Genomic DNA, 26,851 nt, shown 5'->3' with positions numbered 1-26,851 from the left:
ATGCGCCTCGCTATTACCCCTGAGAACGTCCAGTCGACAGATGCGGCATCGCCCGGTTCCTGTCGGCAAGAGACCAAGGGGAGGGTTCCATGACTCTGCGCAACCTGATGCTGCCGTCGCTGTCAATCGTCGCCGTGGTGGCCTTCGCCGACCTGGCGCAGGCGCAGGTGAAGATCGCCTGTGTCAGCGAGCTTTCCGGGCCGGGAGCGACAGTCGGGATCAATTTCCGCAATGGGGCGAACCTCGCGATCGAGGAGATCAACGCCGCCGGCGGGCTGCTCGGCCAGAAGATCGAGATGAACTGCGCCGACAGCCAGACCAATCCCGGCGTCGCGCGCGGCCTCGTGCAGAAGGCATTGGACGCAAATCCCTATGCGGTGCTCGGGCCGGTCTATTCGGGCTCCATCAAGGTCACCGCCCAGCTCACCTCGGAGTCGGGCGTCACCAACGTCATCGGCGGCGAAGCGGCCGAGCTGACGCAGATGGGGCTGAAGACGCTGATCAGGACATCGTTCGGCCAGCAGATCTCCATGCCGAAACTCGCAGCCTATATGGCCGACGATCTCAAGGCGAAGAATGTCGCGGTCATCTGGGTGAACAACGATTTCGGCAAGGGTGGCCGCGACGGCATCACCAAGGAGCTCAAGGCGCGCGGCGTGACGATCAGCGCCGACATTTCCACGGAGGCGGCGCAGGTCGATTTCGCGGCGGACGTCGCCAAGCTCAAGCAGGCCGAGGTCGATGCCGTCTTCATCTATCTCCACGAGGAGGAAAGCGCCCGCATCCTCAAGGAGATCCAGAAGCAGGGGATCAAGAAGCCGCTGATCGGTGAAACGACGCTGCTCAACCAGAAGGTGATCGAGCTCGCCGGCGACGCTGCCAACGGCGTCCGCGGCCATGTCGGCCTGACGGCTGATGCGCCGATCCCCTCGATCGAAGCCTATCGGCGCAAGTTCATGGCGAAGTACAACTACGTGCCGGACCACAATTCGATGAAGGGTTATCTCGGCATCTACACGATCAAGGCCGGCACGCAGAAAATGGGCAAGCTCGACCCCAAGGGTCTGACCGCAGCGCTCAAGGGCCTGTCGGTCAAGGCTGCCGACGAGCCCGGCATGCTGATGGACGTCAGCATCGACCAGAACGGCGATCTCGACCGGATCGGCTTCCTCGCCGAGGTCCAGAACGGCACCACCGTCATCACCAAGACCCTTCCCGCGCTGAAGCCGTAGCCCGGCCGGCGCCGCTCTGGTGGTGTCTCGGAAACCCCTCGCGTCTCGAACGAGCCCATGTCGACATTTTCAACCCTGATCGTCGGTGGGCTTGCCACCGGCGCGATCTACGCCGTCGTCGCGATCGGCTTCGCATTGCTCTGGCAGGCGTCACAAACCATCAATTTTGCCCAGGGCGAGTTCGTCATGCTGCCGGCGTTTTTCGCGTTGATCGCGATGGGCATGGGCGCGCCCTATTGGCTGGCCGCCCTGGTGACGATCGGCATGTCCGTCGTGATCCTCGGCGCGATGTTCAAGCAGATGCTCGTCGATCCCATGATCAAGCACGGGGTCCTGCCCATGGCGATCGCGACGATGGCGCTGGCGATCTTCATGAAGGAAAGCGTCAAGGATCTCTACAGCGCCGAAGCCTACCCATTTCCCTCGCTGGTCCCTGACAGGAATCTCGCCATTCTCGGCGCCAACATCTCGCTGCAGCACATCGGAATCATCGTCACCGCGATCGGCGCGATCATCGGCCTGACCCTGCTGCTCGAGCGCACCTCCATCGGGCGCCAGATGCAGGCGACGGCGCAGAACCCGACCGTGGCGCGGCTGCTCGGCATTCCGGTCGAGCGCATGATCCTGCTGACCTTCGTCATCAACGCGGTGCTCGTCTCGATCGCCTCGCTGCTGGTCACGCCGATCTATCTGGCCAAATTCTCCAGCGGCGAGACCCTTGGTCTTGCGGCGTTCATCGCCGCCATCATCGGCGGGTTCAACCAGCTCCGCGGCGCCATCATCGGCGGTTTCCTGCTCGGCGTCGTCGACAATCTGGCCGCCGCCTACATCTCCACCCAGTACCGCAGCGCGGTGCCGCTCTTCATCCTGATCGCCGTGATCCTGTTCCGCCCGCACGGGATCGCGGGACGCAAAGAGGAGCGGACGGTATGATCGCCTTGCTGCGCTCCCGCCCCGCCGCTTGCGCCCTTGCGATCGGCGTGGCCTGTATCCTGCTTTTCCTGCCGCTGACGCTCTCGCGGTTCGGCAACTACATGCTCGCCATGTGGGCGGTCATGACCATCGCGGCGATGGGGCTCAACCTGACGCTCGGCTATGCCGGCCAGGTGTCGCTCGCGCAGGGCGCCTTCGTCGGCATCGGCGCCTACGCCACGGCGATCATGACGGTGAATGGCTGGCCGCTCTATGCGCCCCTGCTGCTGACCGTCGCGCTGTGCTTCGCGATCGGCTGGCTGCTCGGCTATCCGGCCCTGCGTGTCCAGCATCATTACCTCGCCTTCGTCACCCTGTCCTTCGCGACGCTGGCCTACCTCGTCTTCCGCAACGAGGAGTGGCTGACCAAGGGCACTTACGGGATCTTCGGCATTCCGCGTCCGACCCTCTTCGGGATCTCGCTCAAGCACCACCTGAACTTCTATTATTTCTCGCTCGCCTGGCTCGTGATCTGCGCCGGCCTGATGCTGTGGCTGGTCAATTCCCCCTGGGGACGCGCCTTCACTGCTCTGCGTGAAAACCCTGCGCGGGCGCAGTCCCTCGGCGTTGACACCCGCCGCTACACGCTGATGGCCTTCGCGATCGGCTCGACGATGGGCGGGGTGGCGGGCGTGCTCTACGCGCCGCTGGTCGAGTTCATCGACCCCAACCCGTTCGGCCTGCCGCTATCCTTCAGCCTGCTTCTGATGGTGATCGTCGGCGGCTCCGGCTATTTCCTCGGGCCGGCGCTCGGAGCCCTGATCGCCGTCCTCCTGCCCGAATGGCTGCGCGACTACACGCAAGGGTACTATCTCATCGCCTATGCGCTGCTGGTCATGGTCCTGCTGATCTACTCGCCTTCGGGCATCCTCGGCTGGGTCGAGCGCCGGACGGCGGACGCCCGTACCCGCCGCGCTTCGCTCGCCCGTCAGGCGGCCGTTCCGACCTATGATGCAGGCAGCGCCTCATGACCAAGGTTCTGGAGATCCACGGCATCAAGAAGCATTTCGGCGGCATCCGCGCCGTGGATGGCGTCAGCTTCGATGTCAACAAGGGCGAGATCCTCGGCCTGATCGGCCCGAATGGCTGCGGCAAGTCGACCTTGTTCAACGCGGTCCTCGGTCAGCTCGAACCGACCGCCGGCCGCGTGATGCTGGATGGACACGACATCACCGGCATGAGGCCGGCCAGGCTGAGCCGGCTTGGCGTCAGCCGGACGTTCCAGCTTCTCCAGGTCTTCCCGGAGATGTCGGTGCGCGAGAATCTGATCCTGGCCGGACAGGAGCATCGCGGCACGATGGTCAGCCGGCTGTTCGGGCCGCGCGATGCGGGCCTCGGCGAGGCGGCGGACCGGATGATCGCATTCTTCAAGATGTCGCATCTGGCCGGCGAGAAGGCCGGCGGCCTGTCCTACGGCCAGCAGAAGCTCCTGGACGCGGCGATGGCCTTCATGGCGGGCCCGCGCCTCGTCCTCCTCGACGAGCCGGCCGGCGGCGTCAACCTCACCATGCTGGGCGCGCTGAAAGAGCGGTTGCGGGCCATCAATACCGAGCTCGGCGCCACCTTCGTCGTCATCGAGCACAATATGGAGTTCGTCATGAGCCTCTGTCAGCGCGTCGTGGTGATGGCGGAGGGACGCGTTCTGGCCATCGGCACTCCGGCCGAGATCAGGGCGAACCCGGCCGTGATCGATGCCTATCTCGGACATTGATCCTTCGATGAGCGAACCGGTCCTGGCCCTCGAGAACGTCACCGCCGGATACGGCAGGATGACCATTCTCAACGGGACGACATTCTCGGTCCCGCGCGGCGGCATCACGACGGTGATCGGACCGAACGGGGCCGGCAAGTCGACCGTCTTCAAGACGATCTTCGGCATGCTGCCCGCGCGCGCCGGCAGGATCGGCTTCGAGGGGAGGGACATCACCAACCTGCCGCCACGTGACCTGCTGGCGGCAGGGATTTGCTATATTCCCCAGGGGCGCAACATCTTCCCGCAGCTCTCGGTGCGCCATAACATCGAGCTCGGCGCCGTGACGGCGGCGCGGCGCCTCGACGATCTGCCGCGACGGATCGAGCGCGCGTTCGAGCGGTTTCCGGCACTGCGCGAAAAGGCGTCCGTCCAGGCATCCACCCTCTCCGGCGGGCAGCAGAAGCAGCTCGAGATCGCGCGCGGCCTCCTGCTCGATCCCAAGCTGATCCTGATCGACGAGCCCTCGATCGGCCTGTCTCCGAAACTCGTCCAGGAAACCTTCGCCGCCTTGCAGGAATTGCGCGCCGCCGGCGTCACGATCCTGCTGATCGAGCAGAATGCGCGTTCGGCTCTGGAGATCTCCGATCACGCGCTGGTGCTGGAGCTCGGGCAGGCACGGATCTTCGGGCCAGCGAAGGAGATCCTGCACGATCCTCGCGTCGCCGAACTGTTCCTGGGCGGCCTGGCGCATGACTGACCTGACCAGCCTCGAACACATCCTCGTCGAGGTCGAGGGGCCGCTGCTGTGGATCACCCTCAACCGCCCCGAGGTTCGCAATGCGCTCCACCCGTCGGCGCACCGCGAACTCCACCGCATTTTCGACGCCTATGCCGCCGACCCCACCTTACGCGTCGCGATCCTGACGGGCGCAGGCGAGCGCGCCTTCTGCGCCGGCAGCGACATCAAGGCCCGTGCCCGGACCAATGCCGACGACTATCCGCCGACCGGCTATGCAGGACTGACCGCTCGCTTCGATCTCGACAAGCCCGTCATCGCTGCGGTGAACGGGTTCGCCCTGGGCGGCGGGGCCGAAATCGTGCTCGCCTGCGACATGGCCTATGCGGCCGACCATGCCGAGTTCGGGTTCCCGGAGCCTCGCGTCGGATTGGCCGCGCTCGGCGGCGGCGGCCTGCAGCGCCTCGCGCGCAGCCTGCCGACCAAGTTCGCCATGGATCTCGCCCTGACGGGCCGGCGGGTTTCGGCCGCGGAAGCGAAGACCCTCGGCCTGATCAACGATCACGTTCCTGCAGCGGAACTGCGCAGCAAGGTGCGCGACGTCGCCCATATGATCGTCGCCAATGCCCCGCTGGCGATCGAAGCGTCCAAGGCCATCATCCGCGACAGCCTCGCCAGCCCCGATCTCGCGGCCTCGATGAGCCGGTCCTACCCGGCGGCGATCCGGATGCTCGAAAGCCGTGACGCGATCGAGGGCCAGAGCGCCTTCCTGGAGCGCCGGGAGCCGAACTGGCTGTACGAGTAGCCGCGCGGGGCACACCGAGAGGCGTCAACCGAGCGAGACGGTCGTCCCGGTTGCCGCCGAGCGCTTGACGGCGTCGATGACGGCGAGCGTCGCCAGGCCTTCGCGCCCCGAAGCGATCGGTGCGGCGCCATTGCGAATGACGTCGCAGAAGTGCCGGATCTGGAGCTTGAGCGGGTCCTCGGGGACGAACGGCACCCGCTCGCGCTGCAACGGCTCCCACCAGCTGCGCTTGTCGCGGTTCGACCAGACCTCGAGCTGCGGCACCGTCAAGGCGCCATGGGTGCCGCCGATCTGGTAACAGCCCTGGTCCTGCTGCGGATAGACGGGGTTCTCCCCGGTGGTGAGCTCCCAGCTCCACGGCGCCACGATCGAATCCGAGACGTTCACCGTGCCCAGCGCGCCGCTGGCGAAGCGGAGCAGGATGACGGCCGTCTCCTCGACCGCATGCCCTCGGACGGCGTTCGAGCCTTGCGCCTGCACGGAGACGACTTCGCCGCAGAGGTAGCGGAACAGATCGACATCATGGATCAGGTTGAGGAGCACGGGACCCGCGCCTTCCTCCCGCCGCCAGCCGACATCGAAATAGTCATCCGGCTTCATCAGCCAGAAATGTCCGTGCAGGGACAGGACGCGGCCGAGCCTGCCGCTGTCGATGATTTCCTTGGCCTTGGCGATCATGGGGTTGTAGCGACGGTGATGGCCGACCAGGAGCGGAACCGAAGCCCGCTCCGCAGCCTCCACCAGCCTGGCGCCGCCGGCCAGATCGTCGGCGATCGGCTTTTCGACGATGGCGGGGATGCCGGCCTCGATCGCCTCCAGCCCGTTCGCGACGTGGAGCTGGTTGGGTGTCGCGATGATCACACCGTCCGGCCGATCCTCGGCGATCATATCGCTAAAGCTGCGATACCAGCGCGCGCCCAGCCGCTCGGCCAATGTCCTGCCGATCTCGGACGGATCGACGATGGCGCAGAGCGTGGCGCCGGCTTCGCTGGCGACGTGCTCGGCGTGACGCTTGCCGATCAGCCCGGCTCCCATCACCGCGATCTTCACGGGCGTCATCGGATCGATCCCTCACGCGGCCTTCTCGTCGATGAGCCTGGCGACGCGGCGCAAAGCGAGCTGGTAGCCTTGGGTGCCGAAGCCGGCGATGACACCGTCCGCGCGCAGCGAGACATAGGAATGGTGCCGGAAGGCCTCGCGCTTGTGCACGTTCGAGATGTGGCACTCGATGACGGGCGCCTCGAAGGTGTTCAACGCGTCGAGGATCGCGACCGAGGTATGGGTGAAGGCAGCCGGGTTGATGACGATGCCGCCGGCGGTCTCACGCGCCTCGTGGATCCAGTCGATGATCTCGTATTCGCGATTGGACTGGTGAAAGCGCAGCTCGAGCTTCAGTTCCTCGGCAAGCTTGCGGCAGTCGCGCTCGACATCGGCCAGCGTCTCATGGCCGTAGATGTGCGGCTGGCGCTTGCCGAGCAGGTTGAGGTTCGGTCCGTTCAGGACATAGACGAGGCGTGACATCTGCGATCCGTTCAGTTGGGGTTGTCAGTGCTTGTGCAGGATTTCGCCGAGAAACCGCCGGGTCCGTTCGTGACGCGGATTGCCGAAGAACTCTTCCGGCGGCGCTTCCTCGACGATCGCGCCCGAGGCCATGAAGATGACGCGGTTCGCCACCTGCCGGGCAAAACCCATCTCATGGGTGACGCAGATCATGGTCATGCCCTCCTCGGCGAGCGCGATCATGGTGTCTAGCACCTCCTTGACCATCTCCGGGTCGAGCGCCGACGTCGGTTCGTCGAACAGCATCACCTTGGGTCTCATGCAGAGCGCCCGCGCGATGGCGACGCGCTGTTGCTGGCCGCCGGAGAGTTGCGCCGGATATTTCTCCGCCTGTTCGAGTATCTTGACGCGTCCGAGCAGCGTGCGGGCGGTCGCCTCGGCCTCCGCCTTGCTCACCCCGAGCGAGCGCATCGGCGCCAGCATGCAGTTCTGCAGCACGGTCAGATGCGGGAACAGGTTGAAATGCTGGAAGACCATGCCGACCTCGCGGCGCACCGCGTCGATCGTCTTCGCATCGTCTCCGAGCTTGGTGCCGCCGACCCGGATCTCGCCCTTCTGGTAGCCTTCCAGATGGTTGATGCAGCGGATCAGCGTCGATTTGCCGGACCCTGACGGCCCGCAAAGCACGATGCGCTCGCCTTTGCGGACCGCGAGATTGATGTCGGTCAGGGCCTTGAACTCGCCATACCATTTCTCGACATGGTTCATCGCGATCATGGCGTCCGCCCCGCCCAAGGGCGCTTCGGCATTCGGCTGGTTCATGGCCCCGGTTCCGATCGGTCGCTCGCTCAGCTCACGACGAAGGGCACGCCTTCGACGCTGGCCGGGAATTCGGGCAGGGGCACCTTCATCCAGGTGGCATAGGCCTTGGCGAGCTCGCCATTGGCCTTGATCTTGTCGATGAAGCTGTTGAGCGTCGCGTTGATCTCCTTTTCGCCGAGGCGGGTGCAGGCGCCGTTGTAGAGGCGCTGGAATTCGAGCTTGTCCTCGAAGGTATCGGGCTTTTGCGCGTTGAGCCGCTGGACATAGAACATGTTGGCACCGACCGCCTGCACCTGCCCGGACAACAGCGCCTGGAGGGTTGCGGCGTCGTCGTCATAGCGGCGGATCGTCGTGCCCTCGGGCGCATTCTTGGTGATCTGCGTGTCCTGCGTGCTGGATCGAGGCACGCCGATCACCAGCTTGCCCATATCCGCATTGGTCTTGACGACGGTGCTCTTCGCCGCGACCAGCGTGATGTAGTTAGCCGCGTAAGGCTTGCTGTACTGAACGGCCTTGGCGCGCTCGGGCAGCATCGCCATGGTCGCGAACAGCACGTCGACGCGGCCCGCGGTCAGTGCCGGAATCCGATTGGCGACTGCGAGCGGCGTGAACTCGACCTGGACGCCGAGCTCCTTGGCGAAGAGCTCGCCCATCGCAGCGTCGAGACCTTCCTGCTTGCCGCTGGTATTCACGAAGCCGAAGGGCGGGTTGTCGCCCTGGATGCCGACGATCACCTTGCCGCGTTTCTTGATCTCATCCGGCGTGGTGGCGAAGGCCGCGCGGGTGAGCACGGCCGGCATCGCGAGGCTCACTGCTCCGGTCACGAGCAGGCTGCGGCGGGTGGGCTTGAAGATCGACATGTTTCTCTCCCTTGGTCGTTGTTGACGGGTAGGCGGTGAAGGAGGTCTGCTCAGCGCGTGGCGATGGCCATGCGCCGCTCCAGATGCGAGCCGTAGAGCGAAAGCGGCCAGCACAGCAGGAAGTAGAGTGCGCCGACGATCCCGAAGACGAGCAGCGGCTGGAAGATCTGGTTGGAGACGATGTTGCCGGCGCGCGTCAGCTCGGTGAAGCCGACGATGGCGGCGAGCGAGGTGCCCTTGATCAGCTGGACCAGGAAGCCGATCGTCGCCGGCAGCGAGATGCGGATCGCCTGCGGCAGGATCACGTCCTTCATCCGCCAGACGTAATGCAGGCTCAGCGCCTTGGCGGCCTCGGTCTGCCCCTTCGGCACGGCCTCGATCGAACCGCGCCAGATCTCGCCGAGATAGGCGCTGGCATGGAGCGTGAAGCCGATCGCGACGGCGACCCAGGCATCGAGCTTCAGCCCCACCAGCGCCAGCCCATAATAGACGACGAAGAGCTGCATCAGCAGCGGCGTGCCCTGGAACAGGGCGATATAGCCGGCCGTGATCCGCTCGAGCAGCGGCCGGCCGGAGGTCCGCGCCAGCGCGATGGCGAGCCCGAAGACGCCGCCGCCGATGAATCCGACGATCGACAGCAGCACGGTCCACTTGAGGCCGGTGAGCAGGAAGAGGAACTCGTTCGCACCCATCGCGCCCTCACTTCACCGGATAGCTGAAGTAACGGGTCGAGATCGCCGCGAAGAAGCGCATCATCACCCAGGAGATGACGAGGTAGAACAGCGTGATCGTGCCGTAGACCTCGAAGGAGCGGAAACTGTCGGACTCGATCCGCTGCGCCACCGAAGTCAGCTCATAGGCCGAAATCGCCGAGGCGACAGACGTGGTCAGCGTCAGCAGCACGAACTGGCTGGTCAGCGACGGGAAGATCGCCCTGAGTGCCGGCTTCAGCACGATCAGCCGGAAGACCTGCGCCTTGTGCAGGCCGAGCGCGAGGCCAGCCTCGATCTGGCCCTTGCCGATCGACTGCACGCCGCCGCGGATGATCTCGATCGCATAGGCCCCGCCATTGATGCCGAGCGCGATGATCGCGGTGGGCGTCGGATCGAGCCTCACGCCCGCCAGCGGCAACGCGAAATAGATGAAGAAGATCTGGACCAGGAAGGGCGTGTTGCGGATCAGCTCGACGAAGGCCTTCACCAGCCAGCGCACCGGAGCGATCTTCGAGTCGCGCAGTATCACGCCGCCGACGCCGATGACGATGGCGAGCGCCATCCCGCCCAAAGCGAGGCCGAAAGTGCCCAGGCACGCCATGAGCAGGGCCGGCATGCCTTCGATCACAGGCGTGAAATCGAGCGTGTAGTTCATAACCTCTCCCGGGACGGCCGATCTTCTGAAGGATCAGTCCGGTGATGTCAGTGAGCGCCGCGCAGGGCGGACGGGTTACGCGGCGGACCTTCTCGTGTGGAGTATCCTCGTTGTCGCGTCGAAGAGCGCTCGCAGATGAACCTCGCCGGGTTCAGCACCTTTCGGCACTTCGACCGAGATCACGGCGTCCTGTGGAATGACGCCGAGGAGGTCGCCGAGCGGCAAAGCTCCGAACCCCGGGAGCAGCCGCCCGCCGCGCGCCTCGGCAATCAGAGCTGCAGTGTCCTCGGGACGCTCGGCCTGTGCATCGCAAAGCTGAACGCTTCGGATCATGCTCGGCGGCAGCCTGATCAAATCGCCCGGGCTGCCGCCCGAACGCGCCAAATGCAGCGCATCGACGAGCACGCCGACATTCGTCATTCTTGTCGCGGCGACAGCCCTGACCGCGGTCTCGAGCGTCCCGATCTGCCGCCACGGCATGATCTCGAGATCGACTGCCATGCCGACAGCGGCCGTCAATTCTGCCAAGGCCGAGAGGTTCGCGACGAAGCGCCCATTGTCCGGATCATCACCGCAGACGCTCAATCGGCGTGCACCGAGCTCCGCCGCAGAATCCAAGACGGCGGAGAGATTCGTCGGAGAGAATGCGCCGTCGAGCACGACGAACTCGATGTCATAGACGCCGATCCCGGCCTGCCGAAGGGCGGTCTTGGTTTGACGCATCTCTGCACTGCGCGGGGCCAGCGTATAGAATGGCGCTCCCGGGAAGGCGGGGTGGAGCCGCAGGCCGACGGAGGCGTATCCGACCTGCCCAGCCAAATCGACGAAATCGGCCGGACGCATCTCGATGCAGGAGAAATGCGCGATACCCAGGGGCGGCGAGGTTCGGCTCACGGCGCTATCCTGTCCGAGAGATGTGCGGCCAGATTGCTCCCCGTCCGATGGATATGCTCCCGCAGGCGTTCGCAGGCGAAATCGGCGTCGCGCGCCACCGCGCCTTGCGCGATCTCGCTATGCTCGACGCTGACATTGCGATCGCCGGACGTGCGAACGAGAAAGCTGCGGCGATAGCGGTCGTTGAGATTGAGAAGGGTTCGGCAGAAGCCGAGCAGGAGCGGCATCTGGCAGCCGGCGAGCAAAGTGAGATGGAATTCCCGATGCAGCGCCTCCCAGCGCTCGAGCGTCGCCGGATCCGCCGGGTTTCGTTCAGCGGTGTTCAGCCTGTGGAGGGCTCTCATCACGTCGCCCTCCCACTCGGGAGGGGCAACCGACGTCGCCTGGCGCAAGGCCAGCGTCTCGAATTCTTCCCGTAGCCTCGTGATCTCGCGAAGATCGGTGACCGACACCGGCGCGACGCGATAGCCGCGATTGTCCTCGAAGATGACCAGACCATCCGGGATGAGACGGGCCAGAGCCTCCCGCAGCGGACTGAGGGATACCGCGAAGATCTCGCGGGCCCGGTCGAGATTGATCTTGGCGCCGGCCTCGAGCTGGCCCGAAACGATCGCTTCGCGCAGGCGCTCGACCAGCTGGCTCGCGATGGTGTTCTTGCCGTCGTCGACAAACACGCTCTGCCAAGCCCCGGCGCCATCCACTCCAGCGTTCAGCACGGCCGCAGCGCGAGCCTCCGACACTGTTCTTTTGGGAGCGCCGTCAGCGGTCACTGCGGGAGCCTCTCGCGTCATGTCACTCGGCAGGTCTTAAATAAACGATTATCCTAAGTCAACTCTACCTCGTTCTGATCTATAGTCCTGAACGAGAGTACGGTATTTCAATATGATGGCAAGAATTCTGATGCAGGGCGCCGGCTGCTTGAGCGCCAAGGATTGACAAATCATCGATTATTTTTGATAAGCCGCAGCCGCCTGCAAAAAATGCCAGGGGAGGTGAGGCATGCTTATCGAGCGACAGCAGGACGTCACGCCGGCCGTGCTGGAGGTGATGAAGCGAACGCAGGATCCGCGGACGCGTGAGATCATGGTTTCGCTGGTGACGCATCTGCACGGCTTCATCCGCGACGTCCGCCTCACCGAGGCCGAATTCCGTGACGCGACGGCGATCCTGAACGAGATCGGCGCGCTCGCATCCGACACCCACAACGAATTCGTCCTGATGTCCGGCTCGCTCGGCGTGTCCTCTCTCGTCTGCCTGCTCAACAATGGCGATGGCGGCAACACGGAGACGTCGCAGTCCCTTCTGGGTCCGTTCTGGCGGCTGAATTCGCCGCGGGTGGCCAATGGCGGCACGATCGTCAGATCGGACACGCCCGGGCACCCCTTGTTCGTCAATGCCCGCGTCGTCGATGGGGCAGGCCGCCCGATCGCGGGCGCCGAGGTCGACGTCTGGCACGCCTCGCCAGTCGGGCTCTACGAGAACCAGGATCCCGAGCAAGCGGAGATGAACCTGCGCGGCAAGTTCACGACCGACGCCGACGGCCGCTTCTGGTTCAGCTCGGTGATGATGGTCGGTTATCCCATTCCGACGGACGGGGTGGTCGGCCGCCTGCTGAAGGCACAGGACCGCCACCCCATGCGGCCGGCGCATCTGCATGCGCTGATCTTCAAGCCGGGCTTCAAGGTGCTGATCTCGCAGGTCTACGACTCCAACGATCCTCACATTGAGTCAGACGTCCAGTTCGGCGTGACGAAGGCGCTGCTCGGCGATTTTGTTCGGCATGACGAGCCGCATCCTGTCGAGCCCGGCGTGAGCGCTCCCTGGTATTCGCTCGACTACACCTACGTCATGGAACCGGGCGAAGCGGTGCTGCCCCGGCCGCCGATCAAGTAAGCCCCATCGCTCGAAGTCCGGAAGGAAGCGCTGCCGTGTTGACCGACGAAGACCACCGCAAGGCCGCCGAAGCCATCCTGAAGGCCGAGCGCGAGCGAGTGCCATGCCCCCAGCTTTCAAAGACATTTCCCGGGATGGAGATCGCCGACGCCTATCGCGTGCAGGATCTCTGGGCTGAAGCGCGGATCGCCAATGGCGCCCGGCTCGCGGGCCACAAGATCGGCCTGACCTCGCGCGCCATGCAGATGGCCTCCAAGATCACCGAGCCCGATTACGGCCGCATCCTCGACGACGCGCTCTACAATGATGGCGCCCGGATCAAGGCCGACAGCTTCATCAAGCCCCGGCTCGAGGTCGAACTCGCCTTCATCATGGGCGAAGACCTCTCCGGCCCGGCCTGCCGGGTCCACGACGTGATGCGCGCGACCGAATTCGTCGTTCCGGCGCTGGAGATCATCGACTACCGCACCGAGGTTCCGCGAGCCATCGTCGACACGATCGCCGACAACGCCGCCTTCGGCGCCATCGTCCTCGGCGGCCGCACGATCCGCCCCTTCGACGTCGACGTGCGCTGGATCGGCGCGACGCTCTCGCAGAACGGCATCATCGAGGAATCAGGCGTCTCGGCAGCCATCATGGGCCATCCCGCCGCGGGCATCGCCTGGCTGGTCAACAAGCTGCACGACGTCGGAGCAGGATTGAAGAAGGGCCAGATCGTGCTCGGCGGCTCCTTCACCCGGCCGGTCGACATCAAGACGGGCGACGTCATCCATGCCGATTACGGTCCGCTCGGCGCCATCGGCGTGTCGTTCATCTGAGGTGCCGACATGAACCTGCCGGAAAACCGCTTCAAGCGCGCCCTGCGCGAAGGCCGCCAGCAGATCGGCCTCTGGTGCAGCCTGCCAGGCAGCTATGCGGCGGAGGCCGTTGCCGGATCCGGCTACGACTGGCTGCTCTTCGACACCGAGCATTCGCCCGGCGATCCGCTGACGGTCCTGGCCCAGCTCCAGGCCGTGGCGCCCTATGATGTCTCGGCGGTAGTCCGCCCTGCGAGCAACGACACCGTCCTGATCAAGCGCTTCCTTGACCTTGGCGCACAGACCCTGCTGATCCCCTATGTGCAGAACGCCGACGAAGCGCGCGCCGCCGTCGCGGCGATGCGTTATGCGCCTGACGGTGTTCGCGGCGTCTCCGGCCTGACCCGGGCAACGCGCTTCGGCCGGGTTGCCGGCTATGCCAGAAAGGCCTCGGAGGAGCTCTGCCTGCTCGTGCAGGTCGAGACCGGCGAAGCGCTCGATCGGCTCGAGGAGATCGCCTCGGTCGAGGGCGTCGATGGTGTGTTCATCGGGCCGGCGGACCTCGCCGCGAGCCTGGGCCATGTCGGCGAGCCCGGACATCCAAATGTTGTCGCTGCCGTCGAGGACGCGATCCGCCGGATCCGGACCATTGGGAAGCCTGCAGGCATCCTGACACCGGACACGGCCTTCGCCCAGCGCTGCATCGAGATCGGCACCCTCTTCACCGCCGTCGCGATCGACGTCGGCATCCTGGCACGTGGCACCGAGGCCGTAGCGCGCCAATTCAAACCGAGCTGACAGTTCGGATTCCGAAACCAAGCTGGTGAGAATCCCGAGGGTGCAACCGCAAGGTAACCGGCGCACCGAGATGATGGCCGACAAGACTCGTCTCGATGCCATCCCCCAGATGATGAAGGGTCAGTGTCCAACGAGAGCTTCGGCCTCGATGGCTTCGGGATCCTCGCCGACTTTCTGTAGCCACGAGAACACCGGCGGGAGCCGATCTGCAATCGACTCGACGACGATGTCGATGAAGACCGGCTCCTCGAGGGCAAAGGCTTCCGAGAAAGCCTGCTCGAGCTGGTCGGCGGTTTCGACGCGGTAGCCGCGGATTCCATAAACCTGCGCCAGGCGGCTCATGTCGTAGCGACCGAAATCGACCCCGAAAGTCGGATCATTGGTCTGCGCAGTTTGCAGCGCATCTTGCTTTCTCTCGGCCGCGTGGTGTCGGTCCGTCACACGCTGAAGGGCCTTGATCCAGCCGAAGCAGGCATTGTTGAAATGCAGCATGACGACAGGCACCTGAAGACGCGACAGCGTTTCAAGCTCGCCCGCCGACATGCCGAGCGATCCGTCACCGAACAGGGCGACGGGCCTCACAGCGGGAGCCGCGAGCCAGGCGCCGACCGCCGCCGGAATGGCATAACCAAGGCCGCCGAAGAAGCGCGGGATGACGAGCTTCGACACCGCGTCGCGCTGGCGCAGATAGCGCGTGGCATAGGGCGTGGGCGTACCTGCATCCGAGACGACGTGGGACGGCGTCGGCAGATGCCGGTTCAGGGTCTCGATGATCCGCTCGGGCCGAAGCGGCGTGGCGTTGTCCTGAAGGCGCCCGGAGAGCACGGTCCAGAACTGCTCGCGCCGCTCGTTGATCTGGCCGATCCACCGGGCGGTCCTGCCGGCGCCGGATGTCGGCGCACGTGCCAGGAGCGCTTCGACCACGGCCTTCGCGTCGCCGGCCAACGGAAAATCGATAGGATAGGTGTTGCCCATGATTTCGGGGTCGACATCGATCTGGATGATGCGCGTCTCGCCCGCCGGGTCCGGCCAGCGCCAGTTCATGGTGGCGACCGATCCCATGCGGCAGCCGACATAGATCGCAAGGTCGGCCCGGCCGAGCGCCCAGAGCGCGTGCGGGTGGAAGCCGTTGTCCCCGATGATGCCGATGCCGAGGCGATGATCGTCCCGGATCACGCCCTGACCTGTGATTGTCGTCACGACGGGAATGCCGAGCTTCTCGGCCAGCGCGACGATCGCCTCGCCGGCCTGGGAGCGATTGGCGCCGCCGCCGGCGACGATCAGGGGCCGCTCCGCCGCCAGGATGGCATCGAGCGCCGCCGCGATCTCCGCATCGGCGGGGCGGGTGCGAAACGCCGGAGCGCGCGAGCATGAGGCCTCGACATGGAGCGAGACGCCGCTCGCAGGCACGTCCTCGTAGAGAACGTTCTCAGGCAGAGCCAGCACGACGGCGCCGGGGCAGCCGGCCGTCGCCTGCCTGAAAGCCCGCCGCACAAGCTCCGGCAGCTTGCCGACATGACCCAGCGTTTCCGTGTGCTTCGCGATCGGCGCGAACAGCGCCTCGACCGGCAGTTCCGTCAGCGTCCCGCGGCCAACGCCGGGTTGGGGGATGTCGTTGACCAGCAGGATCAGCGGAACCGACGACCTGTTTGCCTCTGCCACACCCGGCAGCCCGTACATTGCGCCCGCACCGCTAGGAACCTCGGCGAGACCGGGCTTGCCCGAGATGCGCGCATAGCAGTCGGCCATGAAGACAGCCGAGCGCTCGTCGCGGCAGACGATGTGGCGCGGCGCGCCGGGCGTGTTGCGGAGTGCTTCGTAGAACGCGACGTTGGTGTCGCCGGGAACGCCGAAGATCACCTCGACTCCGTAGTCACGCAGCATCGAAACCAGGGCGGTGGCACCGTTCATCTGCTTGCTCCTTGCTCTGGCGTGCAAGGTGCGGAAAGCCGGTGACGACGCCTACCGTCACAACGCCGCCAGAACGGCCTTCGTCCGGCGAAATCTCCAAGCAAGTCGACAGAACGACGGGCGCGCCGGACCGTCGCCCTGAGCCACCTGGGGAAGGTTATACCGCGTCATATGAGAAGCGGCCGCCGCGATCGCAGAAGGGGAAGCGATAGAGATAAAGCACCCGCGTCTCTGCTTCAGGGTCGGACTCGAGCTGGTATGGCGTCCTGTTCGGCACGAAGAACCAGTCGCCCGGGCCGAAGCGGACACCGTTGCAAACCAGCGATCCTGACAGCACGACGCGCAGCGCACCGCCAGGCTCTTCCTCCGAGACCAGCGGCTGCATTTTGCGTGCGAGGCGGGATCCGGGAGGGAACGAGATCATGACGGGCCTGAACGGCAGCATGTCGACGGGCAATTGCCATTTCTCGATCTTGCTGGGATGGGGCGACCCCACCGCCAGCGCCTGCCGCGCGCTTTCGCTGGCTGCATCCTTCGAGCTCGCGAAGCCCGGCGTGAAGCCCGCTTCTGCCAGCTCGGCGCGATTGAAGGCTTCCCGGACCAGGCCGGCCGCCACGAGCTGGGCCTTCGTATGGCGGGTGCCGGCCGGTGCGGGCTGGCCGCGCTCGGCGGCGGAACGCCGCAGAACCTCCAGCTCCTCCGCCGACAGCTCGTAGATCGTATCCTCGGCTTCAAGCCACATTCTCAGCCCCTGGAAGCTATGGTTGCCGTGAAGGCCGGGGCCGCCTGCGCGAACGCCGCGAACCAGGCGAGCAGCGCCGGATGGTCGCCGCGCCACTCCAGCGGCTTGCGCCGGTCGAGCTGGTTCAGCATGCAGGCGACGGTGATCGTTCCGGCATCGACGAGCAGGTGCGGCGGCGTGGCATCGAGCGCGGCGAGTCCACGCCGGATTTTGCCGCGCTGGCGTTCCAGCCAGGCCGGGCTTCGCTCGGCCTCGGGGCGGCGTTCTTCGTAGAGCACGAGCAGCGAGGCATCGAGGATGCCGTCGGCGAGGGCCTGCAAAGTCAGGCAGGCCAGCCGCTCCTCCCAGTCGGCCGGCAGGATGCGCCCGCCACCGGCGAGATGGTCGAGATGTTCGAGGATGACACGGCTATCGTAGATGCGACGGCCATCGTCGAGGATCATAACCGGCATCTTGCCGAGCGGGTTGTCCTGCCGCAGCGGGTCAGCGGGGTCCAGCGTGTCGGCCGCGACGAATTCGATCCGGTCGATAAGGCCGAGATGATGCGCCGCGACCTGAACCTTGCGACCGAATGGCGATGTCAGCGAACAGCGCAGCAGCATGGCGGTCTCAGGCGGCCATCGACCACAGGACGGGCTCAGCCAATCGCTCCGCCAGCCGGCGCGGAAGCGCCTCGAGCAGCGCCTCGCCCGTTTCTCGGGTTGCAGCCTCGGGGCGACCGAGCACGCCGGAACCCGTGCTGGCTGCCATGCTGCGCCAGCGATAGAGGCCGGCCGACGCAGCGCTTTCCTTGGAATCGGATGCATCGAGGCCCGACACGATGCGGTCATGTGCGACAAGCTCGGGGCGCAGCGCCATCATCAGCGAGGTTTCGGCCTCGCAGGCATGCCCGACATTGGATTGGCTTTTCAGGAGCGGTTTGACGACCTCCGCGGCGGCCAGCGAGTAGGTCAGCTGGACCAGCGCGGCGCCGAGATTGGGAGAAAGGTCGCGCGCGATGACGCGCAGCGGCGCCTCGTTGCCGCCATGGGCGTTGAACAGCACGATCCGGCGGAAGCCCTGGCGTGCGAGAGATCGGCAGATGTCGCCGACCACTGCGGTCATCGCGGCCTGGGACAGGGTGATCGTGCCGCCGAGGCTCATGTGATGCTCGGAGACGCCGGCCCAGAGCATGGGGAGCACCGTGACAGCTATGCCTTGTTGGTCCAGCAAACGCGCCGTCCGAAGCGCCACCTCCTCACCGAGCAATGCGTCGACCTCGACCGGGAGGTGCGGTCCATGCTGTTCCAGCGCACCGATCGGGACGATCGCGATCGGATCGCGCTTTGCGAGAACGTTAAGTTCCTCGGCACGCATGCGCCGCCATTCGACTTCAGCCATCGTACCGCTCTCAGGTCAGCAGCCATTCGCGGAAGCGCTGCGTCAGTTCGTCGACGCGCGAGTCCCACCAGGCCGGGTTGATGAAGAGGTTGTTGCGATCGGCGAGGTCGGGAATCCATTTCCGGATCGCCGGATCGACCTTTTGGAGTGCATCGACATAGCAGGGCGCGGTGGTCGCGAGATTGGACAGCCTCACCTGCACGTCCGGGCGGCACATATAGGCGCAGAACTGCATCGCGGCATCCTTGCGCCTGGTGCCCTTCACGATGCCGGCCCAGCCGACGCCCATGATGTTCTGCCGGAAGGAATAGCCCATCGGCACGCCCGCTTCCTGCATCGTCTTGACGCGGATCGTATAGGTGTAGGTGAAATCGAGCTCGTTTCGCTGGATCAGCGACACCGTCTGCTCGGTGGCGCCGATCCACTGCACGACATGGGGCTTGATCCTGTCGAGGGATTTGAAGGCGCGCTCGACATCGCAGGGATAGACCTCGGAGGCCGGAACGCCATCGGCCATCAGCGCGATCTCGAGGATGTCGCCGACGCGGTTTCGCAAGCCTCGGCGGCCGGGCAGCGCCTTGACATCCCAGAAATCCTTCCAGTCGCGCGGCACCTTGTCTCCGAGCCTGTCGGTCGGAAAGGCGATGCCGCCCGAATAGATGCTGGCGGCCACGGCGTAGTCGTGCCGCGTCTCGGGGATGCTGCCCTCGCGGTTGACGATGCCGTCGTCGATCCGCTCGACGAGCCCGAGCCGGGCGGCAGCGGGAACCCAGCCGTCGAGGAGGTCGGTCACGTCGATCTCGACATCCCCGGTGCGGACCTGCGCCCTGATCTTCGAGATGTCGGGTGCCGGCGTGGTCAGGATCTCGATGCCGGTTTCCTGGGTGAAGGGGGTGTAGATCGCGCGTTGCTTGGCATCGCCCATCGCGCCGCCGGAATTGCCGACGACGAGTCGCGTGGCGCCGAACGCCCGGCCGGGGATGATGACGGCCGGTGCCGCGAGAGCGGCGGCCGCGCCTTTCAGGAGGGTGCGACGGTCGAGTGCGCTGGATTTGAAGGCTGGCATGTGGGCGGGCCTTTCCAAGCTCGAGGATGGGGCCGGCATCCCGCAGAGCGCCGGTTTGGGCCAGGCATCGATGATCAGTTTTCGAGGAAGCGTCCCGTCTCCGGAGGCCAGGAAACCTGCATGCGCAGGCCGGGCTCCAGCCGCGTCGTCGAGGGGTCGGTGAGTTCCTGGATGGCCAGCGTCGCGCCGTTGTCGAGGGTGACGAAATGCTTCGAGGTCGCGCCGGTGACGAGCGTATTGTCGAGATGGCCGTGCAGGACGTTGTGCCCCGCCGTCACCTGACCGTTTTGCACGAGACGCAGGGCTTCCGGACGGAGCAGCAGCTTGCCCACGGTTCCGACCGGTGCGGCGCTGTGCAGGCGGACACGGCAGCTCTCGCTTGCGGAGAGGCGCAGGAGGGCCGGCTCGCCGGTCTCGGCAACCGTTGCGTCGAGCAGGGTCGAGGCACCGATGAAGTCCGCCGCGAACTGGGTGCGCGGCGCGAAATAGAGCTGGTCCGGCGTGCCGATCTGCTCGACCCGGCCGGCATTCATCAACATGATCCGGTCGGACATGTTGAGCGCCTCCTCCTGATCGTGCGTCACATAAAGCATGGTGATGCCGAGCTCCTTGTGGATGCGCCGGATCTCGAGCTGCATCTGCTCGCGCAGTTTCTTGTCGAGGGCGCCGAGCGGCTCGTCCATGAGGATGAGATCCGGTTTGTAGACGATGCAGCGCGCGATCGAGATGCGCTGCTGCTGCCCGCCCGACAGCTCCTTCGGCTTGCGATCACCGACATGCGGAAGCCGGACGAGATCCAGCACCTCGGCGACCCGTCGCCGGATCTCGGCCCGTGGCACCTTGCGGATCTCCAGGGGGAACGCGATGTTCTCGGATACCGTCATGTGCGGCATCAGCGCGTAGTTCTGGAAGACCATGCCGAGGCCGCGCTTCTCGGCTGGCACCTCGGTGACGTCGCGACCATTGATCACGATGCGGCCGCGCGTCGGCGACGCCATTCCCGCGATCAGGTTGAGCAGCGTCGTCTTGCCCGAGCCCGATGGCCCGAGCAGCGTCAGGAACTCGCCCGTCGGGACCGACAGCTCGGTGTCGTGCAGGGCGACGACGGAGCCGTAATCCTTGCGCAGGCCGCTGATCTCGATCATCGCGGCTTTGGTTCCGCTGCTGTCAGTCACTGCGCGCTTCCTTCTGAACGGTGGCGACGATCACGCAGACGACGATCGAGAGCGCCGTCAGCATCGTCGAGATCGCGGCCAGGACCGGCGAGACCTCGAACTGGATCGACGAGAACATCTTGATCGGCAGCGTGGTGTCGCCAGCTCTGGCGACGAACCAGGAGATCACCACCTCGTCGAAGGAGATTAGGAAGGCGAACAGGCCGCTCGCTATGATCGAGGGCGTGAGCAGGGGCAGCGTCACGCGTCGCAGCACGGTGAGGCGCGAGGCGCCCATGACGGTCGCCGCGCGTTCCAGCGCCGGGTCGATATGGCGCAAGCCGGCGCTCGCGGTGACGACAACAAAGGGCAGGGTCGCGATGGCGTGGGCGAAGACGAGGCGCAACTCGCCATTCGTCAGCCTGATCTCGGTGAAATAGATGTAGAGCGCCAGCGCGACGGCGACATGCGGCACCATCACCGGGCTGAGGAGGAACAGCGCGAGGATCCTCCGACCCGGGAAGCTGCCGCGCGTCAGGGCATAGGCGGCCGGGATGCCGAGGAGGAGTGCGAGCAGCGTCGACCAGATCGCGACGCGGAAGCTCAGCCAGGTCGATGCGACCCAGCCCTCCTCGGCAAAGAAGCGCCTGAACAAATTCAGTGAGAACCCCGTCGGCGGGAAAACGATCTGATTGGACGAGCCGAAGGAAATCACGGCGGTGATGAGGCTCGGCAGGAGCAGAAAGGCCAGGATGACCGTGACCACGGCGCCCAAGGCGATGCGCCAGCCGCTGATGCGCGTTTCCATCAGTGGCCCTCCTCCGAGAGGATCGAGGAGCCGCCCCTGACCTTCGACAGCAGCATGGCGGCGAGCGCGGCGGCGGCGACCAGCAGCACCGCGACCGCGGAGGCCATCGGCCAGTTCAGCGCCTCGCGGGTATAGAAGTCGACGAGATTGGCGAACATCATGTCCTGCCGCCCGCCGAGCAGGGCCGGGATGATGTAGAAGCCGAGACTCAGGATGAAGACGAGCAGCGCTCCGGCCATGACGCCGGGCAGGCTCAGCGGCAAGGTGACACGCAGGAAGATCCTGAGTTTTCCAGCCCCCATGATCGCAGCCGCCTTGGCGAGCTCCGGCGGCTGGCTGCGCAGGCTGGTCAGGATCGGGAAGACGAAGAACGGGATGAGGAAATGGCTCATGCCGACCATCACGCCGAAGCGGTTGAACAGCATCTTCACAGGCGCGATGCCGAACGCGCCGAGCATCTGGTTGATGATTCCGGACTGGCCGAGCAGCACCATGAAGGAGAAGCTCTTGACCAGCGAACTCGTCCAGAACGGCACGAGGACGAGTATCATGTAGAGAGCCCGCCGACGCGGCGACTGCTTCGCCAGGAAATAGGCGATCGGATAGGCCAGCAGCAGCGAGAAGACGGTCGCGCTGATGCTGACCTCGAGCGTCGTATAAGCGACGCGGAGGAACAGCGGGGTCGTGAAGATCTTGGCATAGGCCTGGATCGTCAGCCCGCCGCCATTCTCCTGCTGCAGGCTCTGATGCAGGACGCTGAAGAGCGGCAGAGCGAAGAGCAGCGCCATGAACAATGCCGCCGGCATCGCATAGGCTGCGTCGCGGACGTGCGCGTTTGTCGTGCGAATTTGCATGTCAGCACCCCGACCTGTCACCTGCCGTGCCGGCAGCGTAAGCGGTTCGCGAGGAGATCCGCTACGCTCCGGACGGCCATCTCAAGGGCGTTGGACCCTGTCGGTCAGGTCAGCAGCCATTCCTTGAAGCGGGTGTTGAGCTCCTCGATCCGGCTGTCCCACCAGGCGGCGTTGACGAAGAGATTATCGGGGTCGGCGATGTTCGGCAGCCATTTCCGGGTCGCTGGATCGACCTTGGCGAGGGCGTCGGCATAGGTCGGCGCGTCGCCCGACAGGTTGGAGAGCTCGACCTGCCGGTCCTTGTCCATGGTGAAGGCGAGGAAGCGCATCGCCGCGTCGCGGTTCCGTGTGCCCTTCAGCGCGCCGATCCAACCGATGCCGAGGATATTCTGCTTGAAGGAATAGTCGATCGGAACGTTGACCGCCTGCAGGTCCTTCACGCGCGTCGTGTAGGTGTAGGTGAAGTCCGTCTCGTTGCCCTGGATGAGGGCAACCGTCTGAGCGGTCTGGGCGATCCAGTGGGAGACGGCGGGCTTGATCCGCTCCAGCGCCCTGAAAGCCCGTTCGACGTCGCAGGGATAGACCTGGGAAGCGGGCACCCCGTCGCCCATCAAGGCGATCTCCAGCGTGTCCGTCACCCGGTTACGCAAGCCGCGCCGGCCCGGAAATCCCTTCGCATCCCAGAATTCCGGCCAGGTCTTCGGCGCCTTGCCGCCCAGCCGGTTGGTCGGAAAGGCGATGCCGGCGGCATAGACGGTGCCGCCGACGGCATAGTCGTGCTTGGACTGCGGAATGGCGTCGGCGCGATTGACGATGCTTTCGTCGATCTTTTCGAGCAGGCCGAGCCGCGCGGCGGCCGGCACCCAGGCATCGTTGAGGTCGGTGATGTCCCATTCGACATCCTTGCGCTCGACCTGCGCCTTGATCTTTGCGAGATCGGGGCCCGAGGCGGTCACGATCTCGATGCCGGTCGCTTTGGTGAAGGGGTCGTAGAGCGCCTTGCGCTTGGCATCGCCCATGGCGCCACCGGAATTCACGATGACGATGCGTTTGCCCTGCGCCCAGCCCGGGCGGATATAGGCCGGGCTGGCGATGGCGGTCGCAGTGAGGCCACCGATCACGGAACGGCGGGAAAGCGGCTGCAGGTCCGGCATTTGACGATCCCCTGTTTTTTGTTTGATGCCGCAGGGTCTCGCGCCGCAGCATCGAAATCCACGGACTGAATAGTGGGTTTCGGCACAACTTCCGTTGAATCGACGGCTGCGACCGTCATATCAACGGCCGATCTTCCATGCGGAGCGTCAGCCCGGTGCGTCGATCACTGGCGAAAGCAACTCCGCGATCTGCAGAAGGACGGTATCGTCGAGCCGTCTTGCGGCGAGCGTCACGCCTACCGGCATTCCATGGCGGCCGCAGCCGGCCGGTATGCCGACACAGGGAGCGTGCAGGATCGACCAGTAGCCGTTGAAAACCGAGCTTCCGGTGTTCTCCAGACCCATGGGCGCCTCGCCGGGGGCGCTCGGCGTCAAGACAACATCGAGCGCCTCCCCGAACAGCCCATCGAACGAGAGCCGGCACCGATCAGCCACGGCATAGGCCTCGCGCAGGCGGTCTTTCGTCAGCGCACGCCGGTTTTCCGCCTGACCGCGGAGCGGCTCGGCCAGCAGTGACGGCGCTGCCAGCAACTCGGGCTGAAACGACCGGCCGCCCTCACTGTAGTAGATGTCGAGATACGCCTCGAACAATCCATCGAAGACGTCCGGCAGAGCGAGGTCTTCCACGACGACGCCGGCCGCCGCGAGCCGCGAGGCGGCGTTGAGCAAGGCTTCCTCTCCGGCCGGCTCGATCCTGGCCCAGGACGGCGTCCGGCAAAGCCCGACGCGCAAGCCGCGAAGCGTTCGAATCCGGGGCGTGTCGTCGGCCAGGAAACGGAATGCGCTCGCGACCAGATTCAGGTCGGCGACCGAGCGACCGTACCAGCCGACAGTGTCCATCGAGGCGGCATTCATCTTGAGGCCCTCGCGACTGACGGCCCCCCAGCTCGGCTTGAAAGCGTAGATTCCGGTGAAGGAAGCCGGTCGCAGATGGGACCCGATCGTCTGCGATCCGAAGGCCAGCGGCACGTGGAAGTCGGCAACGGCCGCTGCGGAGCCGGACGAGGACCCTCCCGGCGTTCGGGACAGGTCAAAGGGGTTGCGCGTCAGAGCCTTGCGTCCGTTCGCGGCGAATTCCACGGTATCGGTCTTGCCGAGGATCAAGCCGCCGGAACTTCGGACCGTGGCAACGCAAGCCGCATCGCGGCCGGCTCGTGTCGCCGGGTAGATCTGCGAGTTCTGCGTGGTCGGCAGGTCCGCGGTGTCGAAAACATCCTTCACGCCCCATGGCAGGCCATGCAGCGCGTGGCGGGGGGCCACCTTGTCGCATTCGCGCGCCGCGCGCAGGGCCCGCTCCGGCTCGATGTGCAGCCAGGCACGAACGTCGCGCTCCCGCTCCTCGATGCGTTCGAGGCACGAGCGGAGCAGTTCCTCGCAGCCGAGCCGGCGGGAGCGGATGCTCGCGGAGGCCTGGCTCGCGGTCAGGAAGCAGGGCTCCGTTCCCACCCCTGGACGCGACAGCGTGTCTGCCATGATTCCACCTTTCATATCCTGGAGTCGGACAACCCGATGCGCGGCCCGGGGGGCCTTTGGCCCCGGCAGATCGCCGGCTGCCGCAGTCCGCCTGCCGGTTCCTCAGCCCAGCTCGCCGCGGCCGAGCGCGGTTGCCTGCTTGGTGGCCAGGGTCTGCGGCTCCGCGTGGCTATGATCGAACACGGTGGAAAGGACCACGATCGAGCGCACACGCTCGATCCCTGCGATCTCGTCGATGCTGTCCAGCACGGGCTGCACGTCTTCCATGTGCGGGACGCGAATACGACAGATCAGCTCCAGATCGCCGCTTGTCATCTGGCAGAGGACAACTTCCGGAAATTCCTGCAGCTTCTCGACGACCAGCTTGGCCTTGCGATGGGCGGTCCCGATGAGCACCACGACTTCGACATATTGGTTGAACGGGTCGCGCCGCAGGACGACGGAGTATCCGGCGATCGTGCCGTTCCGCTCCATGCGGGTGATCCGCTCCTGCACCGTCGTTCGTGCGACGCCGAGCTTGCGTGCGAGCGTAGCGACACTCGCACGCGCATTGGTCTGGAGCAGCGCCAGCAGCCGACGGTCGGTAGCGTCGTTGTCTCGTGCCATGAGTTTCTCGTGAACTCGATGGCTCAAAGTAACCCGCTGCAAGCACGCCGAAAAGCCGGCATGTTAAAAATGCCGGATTATCCCGTCGTATCGCCGGAATTTCGGCGAACCCTGTCGAATTGGAGCCTGTCAAATGAAGCGGCCGCGTGATGGATTTTCGGCATCGAAGCTAGGTATTTCCGCTGTCGTGACGGACATCTCTGCCGATCGCATTTTCGGGCTGACCGAAGACCTTCCGACCACCGGTCGGCATGCGGGCTTCGTGAAGATCCCGCATTCCTCGGACCGTTCCGCCTACGGATTCGTGCCCGTGCCGCTGGCCATTGTCGGCGGCGGGGCAGGACCGACGATGCTCCTTCTGGGCGGCGTCTTCGGCGATGAGGTCGATACGCAGATCGCCGTCGCGCGGCTGCTGCGATTGCTCGATCCGAAAACGATGAACGGACGCGTCATCGCGATGACGATGGCGAACCTGCCAGCCGCGATCTCCGGCACACGGAATTCGCCGATCGACGGCCGGAATCTGAACAAGTCGTTCCCGGGCGATGTCTTCGGCAGCCCGACCAGCATGATCGCCGAGTATATCGAACGCCATCTGATGTCGCTGTCCGACCTCGTCATCGATCTTCACAGCGACGGGCGCTCTCTCGGCTACCTGCCTTGCGTCACCCTGGTCGATCATCCGGATCCGGACGTCCAGAGCCGGCGACTCGCCATGGCCCGGGCCTTCGGGGGCGAGAATCTGTTGCGCTTCCGCAGCTTCGAAGATCGAAGCACGTCGGGCGCGGCGCGCCGGGCAGGCGCGACGAGGATCGGTACCGAGATCGGCGGCGCGCAGCCCGTGACCACGATCATGGACGGCATCATGCGGGTGCTCGCATGGGCGGGCATGATACCGCAGCTCATGCCTGCGTCCGGCGATGCGCGGCTGCTCGTCACCCAGCGCGAGGATGATTTCGTCTACGCTTTGGCCGACGGTGTCTTCGAGCCGGCTGTGCAGCTCGGCGACGAGGTCGCGGCCGGCGATCTCGCGGGACACATCCACGACCTGACCCGGCCCTTCGCGGTGCCGATCGCCGTCACCTTCGCCCTGCCCGGCGTCGTGATCTGCACGCGCGGCCGGGGCCATGCGTCGCGCGGCGACTGCCTCGTTCACCTGGCTGCCGACGCAGATGCGGAAGCCCGGGCAGAGCTGGATGCCGCCGCCGATCTGCGCTGGCTGAGCACGCAGGTTGCGCCGGCGGCCAAGCGATCCCGTGGCGGCGCACGCGCTCAGCCTGCCGCCAAGGCCGGCCGAAAGCCGAACAAGACGACCCATCAAGAGGAATAAGGT

Annotated in this window: 29 protein-coding genes; 10 read left to right on the top strand and 19 right to left on the bottom strand. The window is 65.5% G+C overall.

Annotated elements, in window-relative coordinates; genetic code table 11:
• Window positions 1-107 precede the first annotated feature (107 nt).
• The 6 genes from CXY91_RS12050 to CXY91_RS12025 are packed head-to-tail and all read left to right on the top strand — an operon-like array spanning window position 108 to window position 5,438.
• The gene (locus CXY91_RS12050; protein WP_100961915.1) at window positions 108-1,232 is read left to right on the top strand and encodes an ABC transporter substrate-binding protein; all 1,125 of its coding nucleotides are present in this window, start codon (window positions 108-110) and stop codon (window positions 1,230-1,232) included.
• A gap of 57 nt (window positions 1,233-1,289) precedes the next feature.
• Window positions 1,290-2,165 carry a branched-chain amino acid ABC transporter permease gene (locus tag CXY91_RS12045; RefSeq protein ID WP_091837242.1) on the top strand — a complete coding sequence of 292 codons (876 nt, stop codon included), beginning with the start codon at window positions 1,290-1,292 and terminating at the stop codon, window positions 2,163-2,165.
• Entirely contained in the window at window positions 2,162-3,175 is a 1,014-nt protein-coding gene (locus tag CXY91_RS12040; protein ID WP_100961556.1) for a branched-chain amino acid ABC transporter permease, read from the top strand. Before CXY91_RS12045 ends, CXY91_RS12040 begins: the two co-directional genes overlap by 4 nt.
• On the top strand, window positions 3,172-3,915 hold the full coding sequence (locus CXY91_RS12035) for an ABC transporter ATP-binding protein (protein WP_100961554.1): 744 nt from the start codon (window positions 3,172-3,174) through the stop codon (window positions 3,913-3,915). The genes CXY91_RS12040 and CXY91_RS12035 overlap by 4 nt, the downstream gene beginning before the upstream one ends.
• Before the next feature lie 7 nt (window positions 3,916-3,922).
• Window positions 3,923-4,654, top strand: coding sequence for an ABC transporter ATP-binding protein (locus tag CXY91_RS12030; RefSeq protein ID WP_091837235.1), 732 nt, complete (start codon window positions 3,923-3,925; stop codon window positions 4,652-4,654).
• On the top strand, window positions 4,647-5,438 hold the full coding sequence (locus CXY91_RS12025) for an enoyl-CoA hydratase-related protein (RefSeq protein ID WP_100961552.1): 792 nt from the start codon (window positions 4,647-4,649) through the stop codon (window positions 5,436-5,438). The genes CXY91_RS12030 and CXY91_RS12025 overlap by 8 nt, the downstream gene beginning before the upstream one ends.
• A 24-nt stretch (window positions 5,439-5,462) precedes the next feature.
• Here the strand turns inward: CXY91_RS12025 and CXY91_RS12020 are convergent, their stop codons facing one another.
• The 8 genes from CXY91_RS12020 to CXY91_RS11985 form a co-directional block, all read right to left on the bottom strand.
• A complete protein-coding gene (locus CXY91_RS12020; RefSeq protein ID WP_100961550.1) occupies window positions 5,463-6,497 on the bottom strand; it encodes a Gfo/Idh/MocA family protein in 1,035 nt (344 codons plus the stop codon).
• A 12-nt stretch (window positions 6,498-6,509) separates the two neighbouring features.
• Window positions 6,510-6,959, bottom strand: coding sequence for a type II 3-dehydroquinate dehydratase (aroQ, locus tag CXY91_RS12015; protein ID WP_091837231.1), 450 nt, complete (start codon window positions 6,957-6,959; stop codon window positions 6,510-6,512).
• A gap of 24 nt (window positions 6,960-6,983) precedes the next feature.
• Window positions 6,984-7,715 carry an amino acid ABC transporter ATP-binding protein gene (locus CXY91_RS12010; protein ID WP_100961914.1) on the bottom strand — a complete coding sequence of 244 codons (732 nt, stop codon included), beginning with the start codon at window positions 7,713-7,715 and terminating at the stop codon, window positions 6,984-6,986.
• 71 nt (window positions 7,716-7,786) lie between these two features.
• Entirely contained in the window at window positions 7,787-8,614 is an 828-nt protein-coding gene (locus CXY91_RS12005; protein WP_199777430.1) for a transporter substrate-binding domain-containing protein, read from the bottom strand.
• A gap of 56 nt (window positions 8,615-8,670) precedes the next feature.
• A complete protein-coding gene (locus CXY91_RS12000; RefSeq protein ID WP_091837227.1) occupies window positions 8,671-9,312 on the bottom strand; it encodes an amino acid ABC transporter permease in 642 nt (213 codons plus the stop codon).
• A gap of 7 nt (window positions 9,313-9,319) precedes the next feature.
• Window positions 9,320-9,988, bottom strand: coding sequence for an amino acid ABC transporter permease (locus CXY91_RS11995; RefSeq protein ID WP_091837225.1), 669 nt, complete (start codon window positions 9,986-9,988; stop codon window positions 9,320-9,322).
• 75 nt (window positions 9,989-10,063) lie between these two features.
• Window positions 10,064-10,882, bottom strand: coding sequence for a sugar phosphate isomerase/epimerase family protein (locus CXY91_RS11990; RefSeq protein WP_248307448.1), 819 nt, complete (start codon window positions 10,880-10,882; stop codon window positions 10,064-10,066).
• On the bottom strand, window positions 10,879-11,556 hold the full coding sequence (locus CXY91_RS11985) for a GntR family transcriptional regulator (protein ID WP_244543896.1): 678 nt from the start codon (window positions 11,554-11,556) through the stop codon (window positions 10,879-10,881). Before CXY91_RS11985 ends, CXY91_RS11990 begins: the two co-directional genes overlap by 4 nt.
• A gap of 325 nt (window positions 11,557-11,881) precedes the next feature.
• On the opposite strand from CXY91_RS11985, the gene CXY91_RS11980 reads away from it, so the two are divergent.
• From CXY91_RS11980 to hpaI, 3 genes are read left to right on the top strand one after another with little or no spacing between them, the layout of a single operon-like run.
• Window positions 11,882-12,775: a dioxygenase family protein gene (locus tag CXY91_RS11980; RefSeq protein WP_100961548.1), complete on the top strand. Its 894-nt coding sequence runs from the start codon at window positions 11,882-11,884 to the stop codon at window positions 12,773-12,775.
• Between the two features lie 35 nt (window positions 12,776-12,810).
• Window positions 12,811-13,593: a 2-oxo-hept-4-ene-1,7-dioate hydratase gene (hpaH, locus tag CXY91_RS11975; RefSeq protein ID WP_091837219.1), complete on the top strand. Its 783-nt coding sequence runs from the start codon at window positions 12,811-12,813 to the stop codon at window positions 13,591-13,593.
• Between the two features lie 9 nt (window positions 13,594-13,602).
• Complete coding sequence (gene hpaI, locus CXY91_RS11970; protein WP_100961546.1) at window positions 13,603-14,370, top strand: 4-hydroxy-2-oxoheptanedioate aldolase; 768 nt, start codon at window positions 13,603-13,605, stop codon at window positions 14,368-14,370.
• Between the two features lie 120 nt (window positions 14,371-14,490).
• Here hpaI and CXY91_RS11965 read toward each other — a convergent pair whose 3' ends face one another.
• From CXY91_RS11965 to CXY91_RS11915, 11 genes are all read right to left on the bottom strand, one after another.
• Window positions 14,491-16,281 carry a thiamine pyrophosphate-binding protein gene (locus tag CXY91_RS11965; protein ID WP_100961544.1) on the bottom strand — a complete coding sequence of 597 codons (1,791 nt, stop codon included), beginning with the start codon at window positions 16,279-16,281 and terminating at the stop codon, window positions 14,491-14,493.
• Window positions 16,282-16,438: 157 nt separating this feature from the next.
• Window positions 16,439-17,023, bottom strand: a complete 585-nt coding sequence (locus CXY91_RS11960) for a hypothetical protein (RefSeq protein ID WP_100961542.1) — start codon at window positions 17,021-17,023, stop codon at window positions 16,439-16,441.
• Between the two features lie 2 nt (window positions 17,024-17,025).
• Window positions 17,026-17,625, bottom strand: coding sequence for a glutathione S-transferase N-terminal domain-containing protein (locus CXY91_RS11955; RefSeq protein ID WP_100961540.1), 600 nt, complete (start codon window positions 17,623-17,625; stop codon window positions 17,026-17,028).
• Window positions 17,626-17,632: 7 nt separating this feature from the next.
• Complete coding sequence (locus tag CXY91_RS11950) at window positions 17,633-18,403, bottom strand: creatininase family protein (RefSeq protein WP_100961538.1); 771 nt, start codon at window positions 18,401-18,403, stop codon at window positions 17,633-17,635.
• A 10-nt stretch (window positions 18,404-18,413) separates the two neighbouring features.
• Entirely contained in the window at window positions 18,414-19,469 is a 1,056-nt protein-coding gene (locus tag CXY91_RS11945) for an ABC transporter substrate-binding protein (protein WP_158673385.1), read from the bottom strand.
• A 74-nt stretch (window positions 19,470-19,543) separates the two neighbouring features.
• Window positions 19,544-20,644: an ABC transporter ATP-binding protein gene (locus CXY91_RS11940; protein ID WP_349236590.1), complete on the bottom strand. Its 1,101-nt coding sequence runs from the start codon at window positions 20,642-20,644 to the stop codon at window positions 19,544-19,546.
• Window positions 20,637-21,431 carry an ABC transporter permease gene (locus CXY91_RS11935; RefSeq protein WP_100961530.1) on the bottom strand — a complete coding sequence of 265 codons (795 nt, stop codon included), beginning with the start codon at window positions 21,429-21,431 and terminating at the stop codon, window positions 20,637-20,639. Before CXY91_RS11935 ends, CXY91_RS11940 begins: the two co-directional genes overlap by 8 nt.
• On the bottom strand, window positions 21,431-22,285 hold the full coding sequence (locus tag CXY91_RS11930) for an ABC transporter permease (RefSeq protein WP_199777413.1): 855 nt from the start codon (window positions 22,283-22,285) through the stop codon (window positions 21,431-21,433). Before CXY91_RS11930 ends, CXY91_RS11935 begins: the two co-directional genes overlap by 1 nt.
• A 104-nt stretch (window positions 22,286-22,389) precedes the next feature.
• Entirely contained in the window at window positions 22,390-23,439 is a 1,050-nt protein-coding gene (locus CXY91_RS11925) for an ABC transporter substrate-binding protein (RefSeq protein ID WP_100961528.1), read from the bottom strand.
• A gap of 147 nt (window positions 23,440-23,586) precedes the next feature.
• Window positions 23,587-24,912, bottom strand: coding sequence for an amidase (locus CXY91_RS11920; RefSeq protein ID WP_100961526.1), 1,326 nt, complete (start codon window positions 24,910-24,912; stop codon window positions 23,587-23,589).
• A gap of 102 nt (window positions 24,913-25,014) precedes the next feature.
• Window positions 25,015-25,518 carry an Lrp/AsnC family transcriptional regulator gene (locus tag CXY91_RS11915; RefSeq protein WP_091837196.1) on the bottom strand — a complete coding sequence of 168 codons (504 nt, stop codon included), beginning with the start codon at window positions 25,516-25,518 and terminating at the stop codon, window positions 25,015-25,017.
• Window positions 25,519-25,651: 133 nt separating this feature from the next.
• Here CXY91_RS11915 and CXY91_RS11910 point away from each other — a divergent pair, with 133 nt between their 5' ends.
• A complete protein-coding gene (locus CXY91_RS11910) occupies window positions 25,652-26,848 on the top strand; it encodes a M14 family metallopeptidase (protein WP_100961524.1) in 1,197 nt (398 codons plus the stop codon).
• Window positions 26,849-26,851 lie beyond the last annotated feature (3 nt).

The sequence above is a fragment of the Allobosea sp. FBZP-16 genome (assembly GCF_002831785.1).
Lineage (GTDB): Bacteria > Pseudomonadota > Alphaproteobacteria > Rhizobiales > Beijerinckiaceae > Allobosea > Allobosea lupini.
The sequence above is the reverse complement of the archived record's forward strand: the minus strand, read 5'-3'. Positions and strand labels throughout refer to the sequence as shown.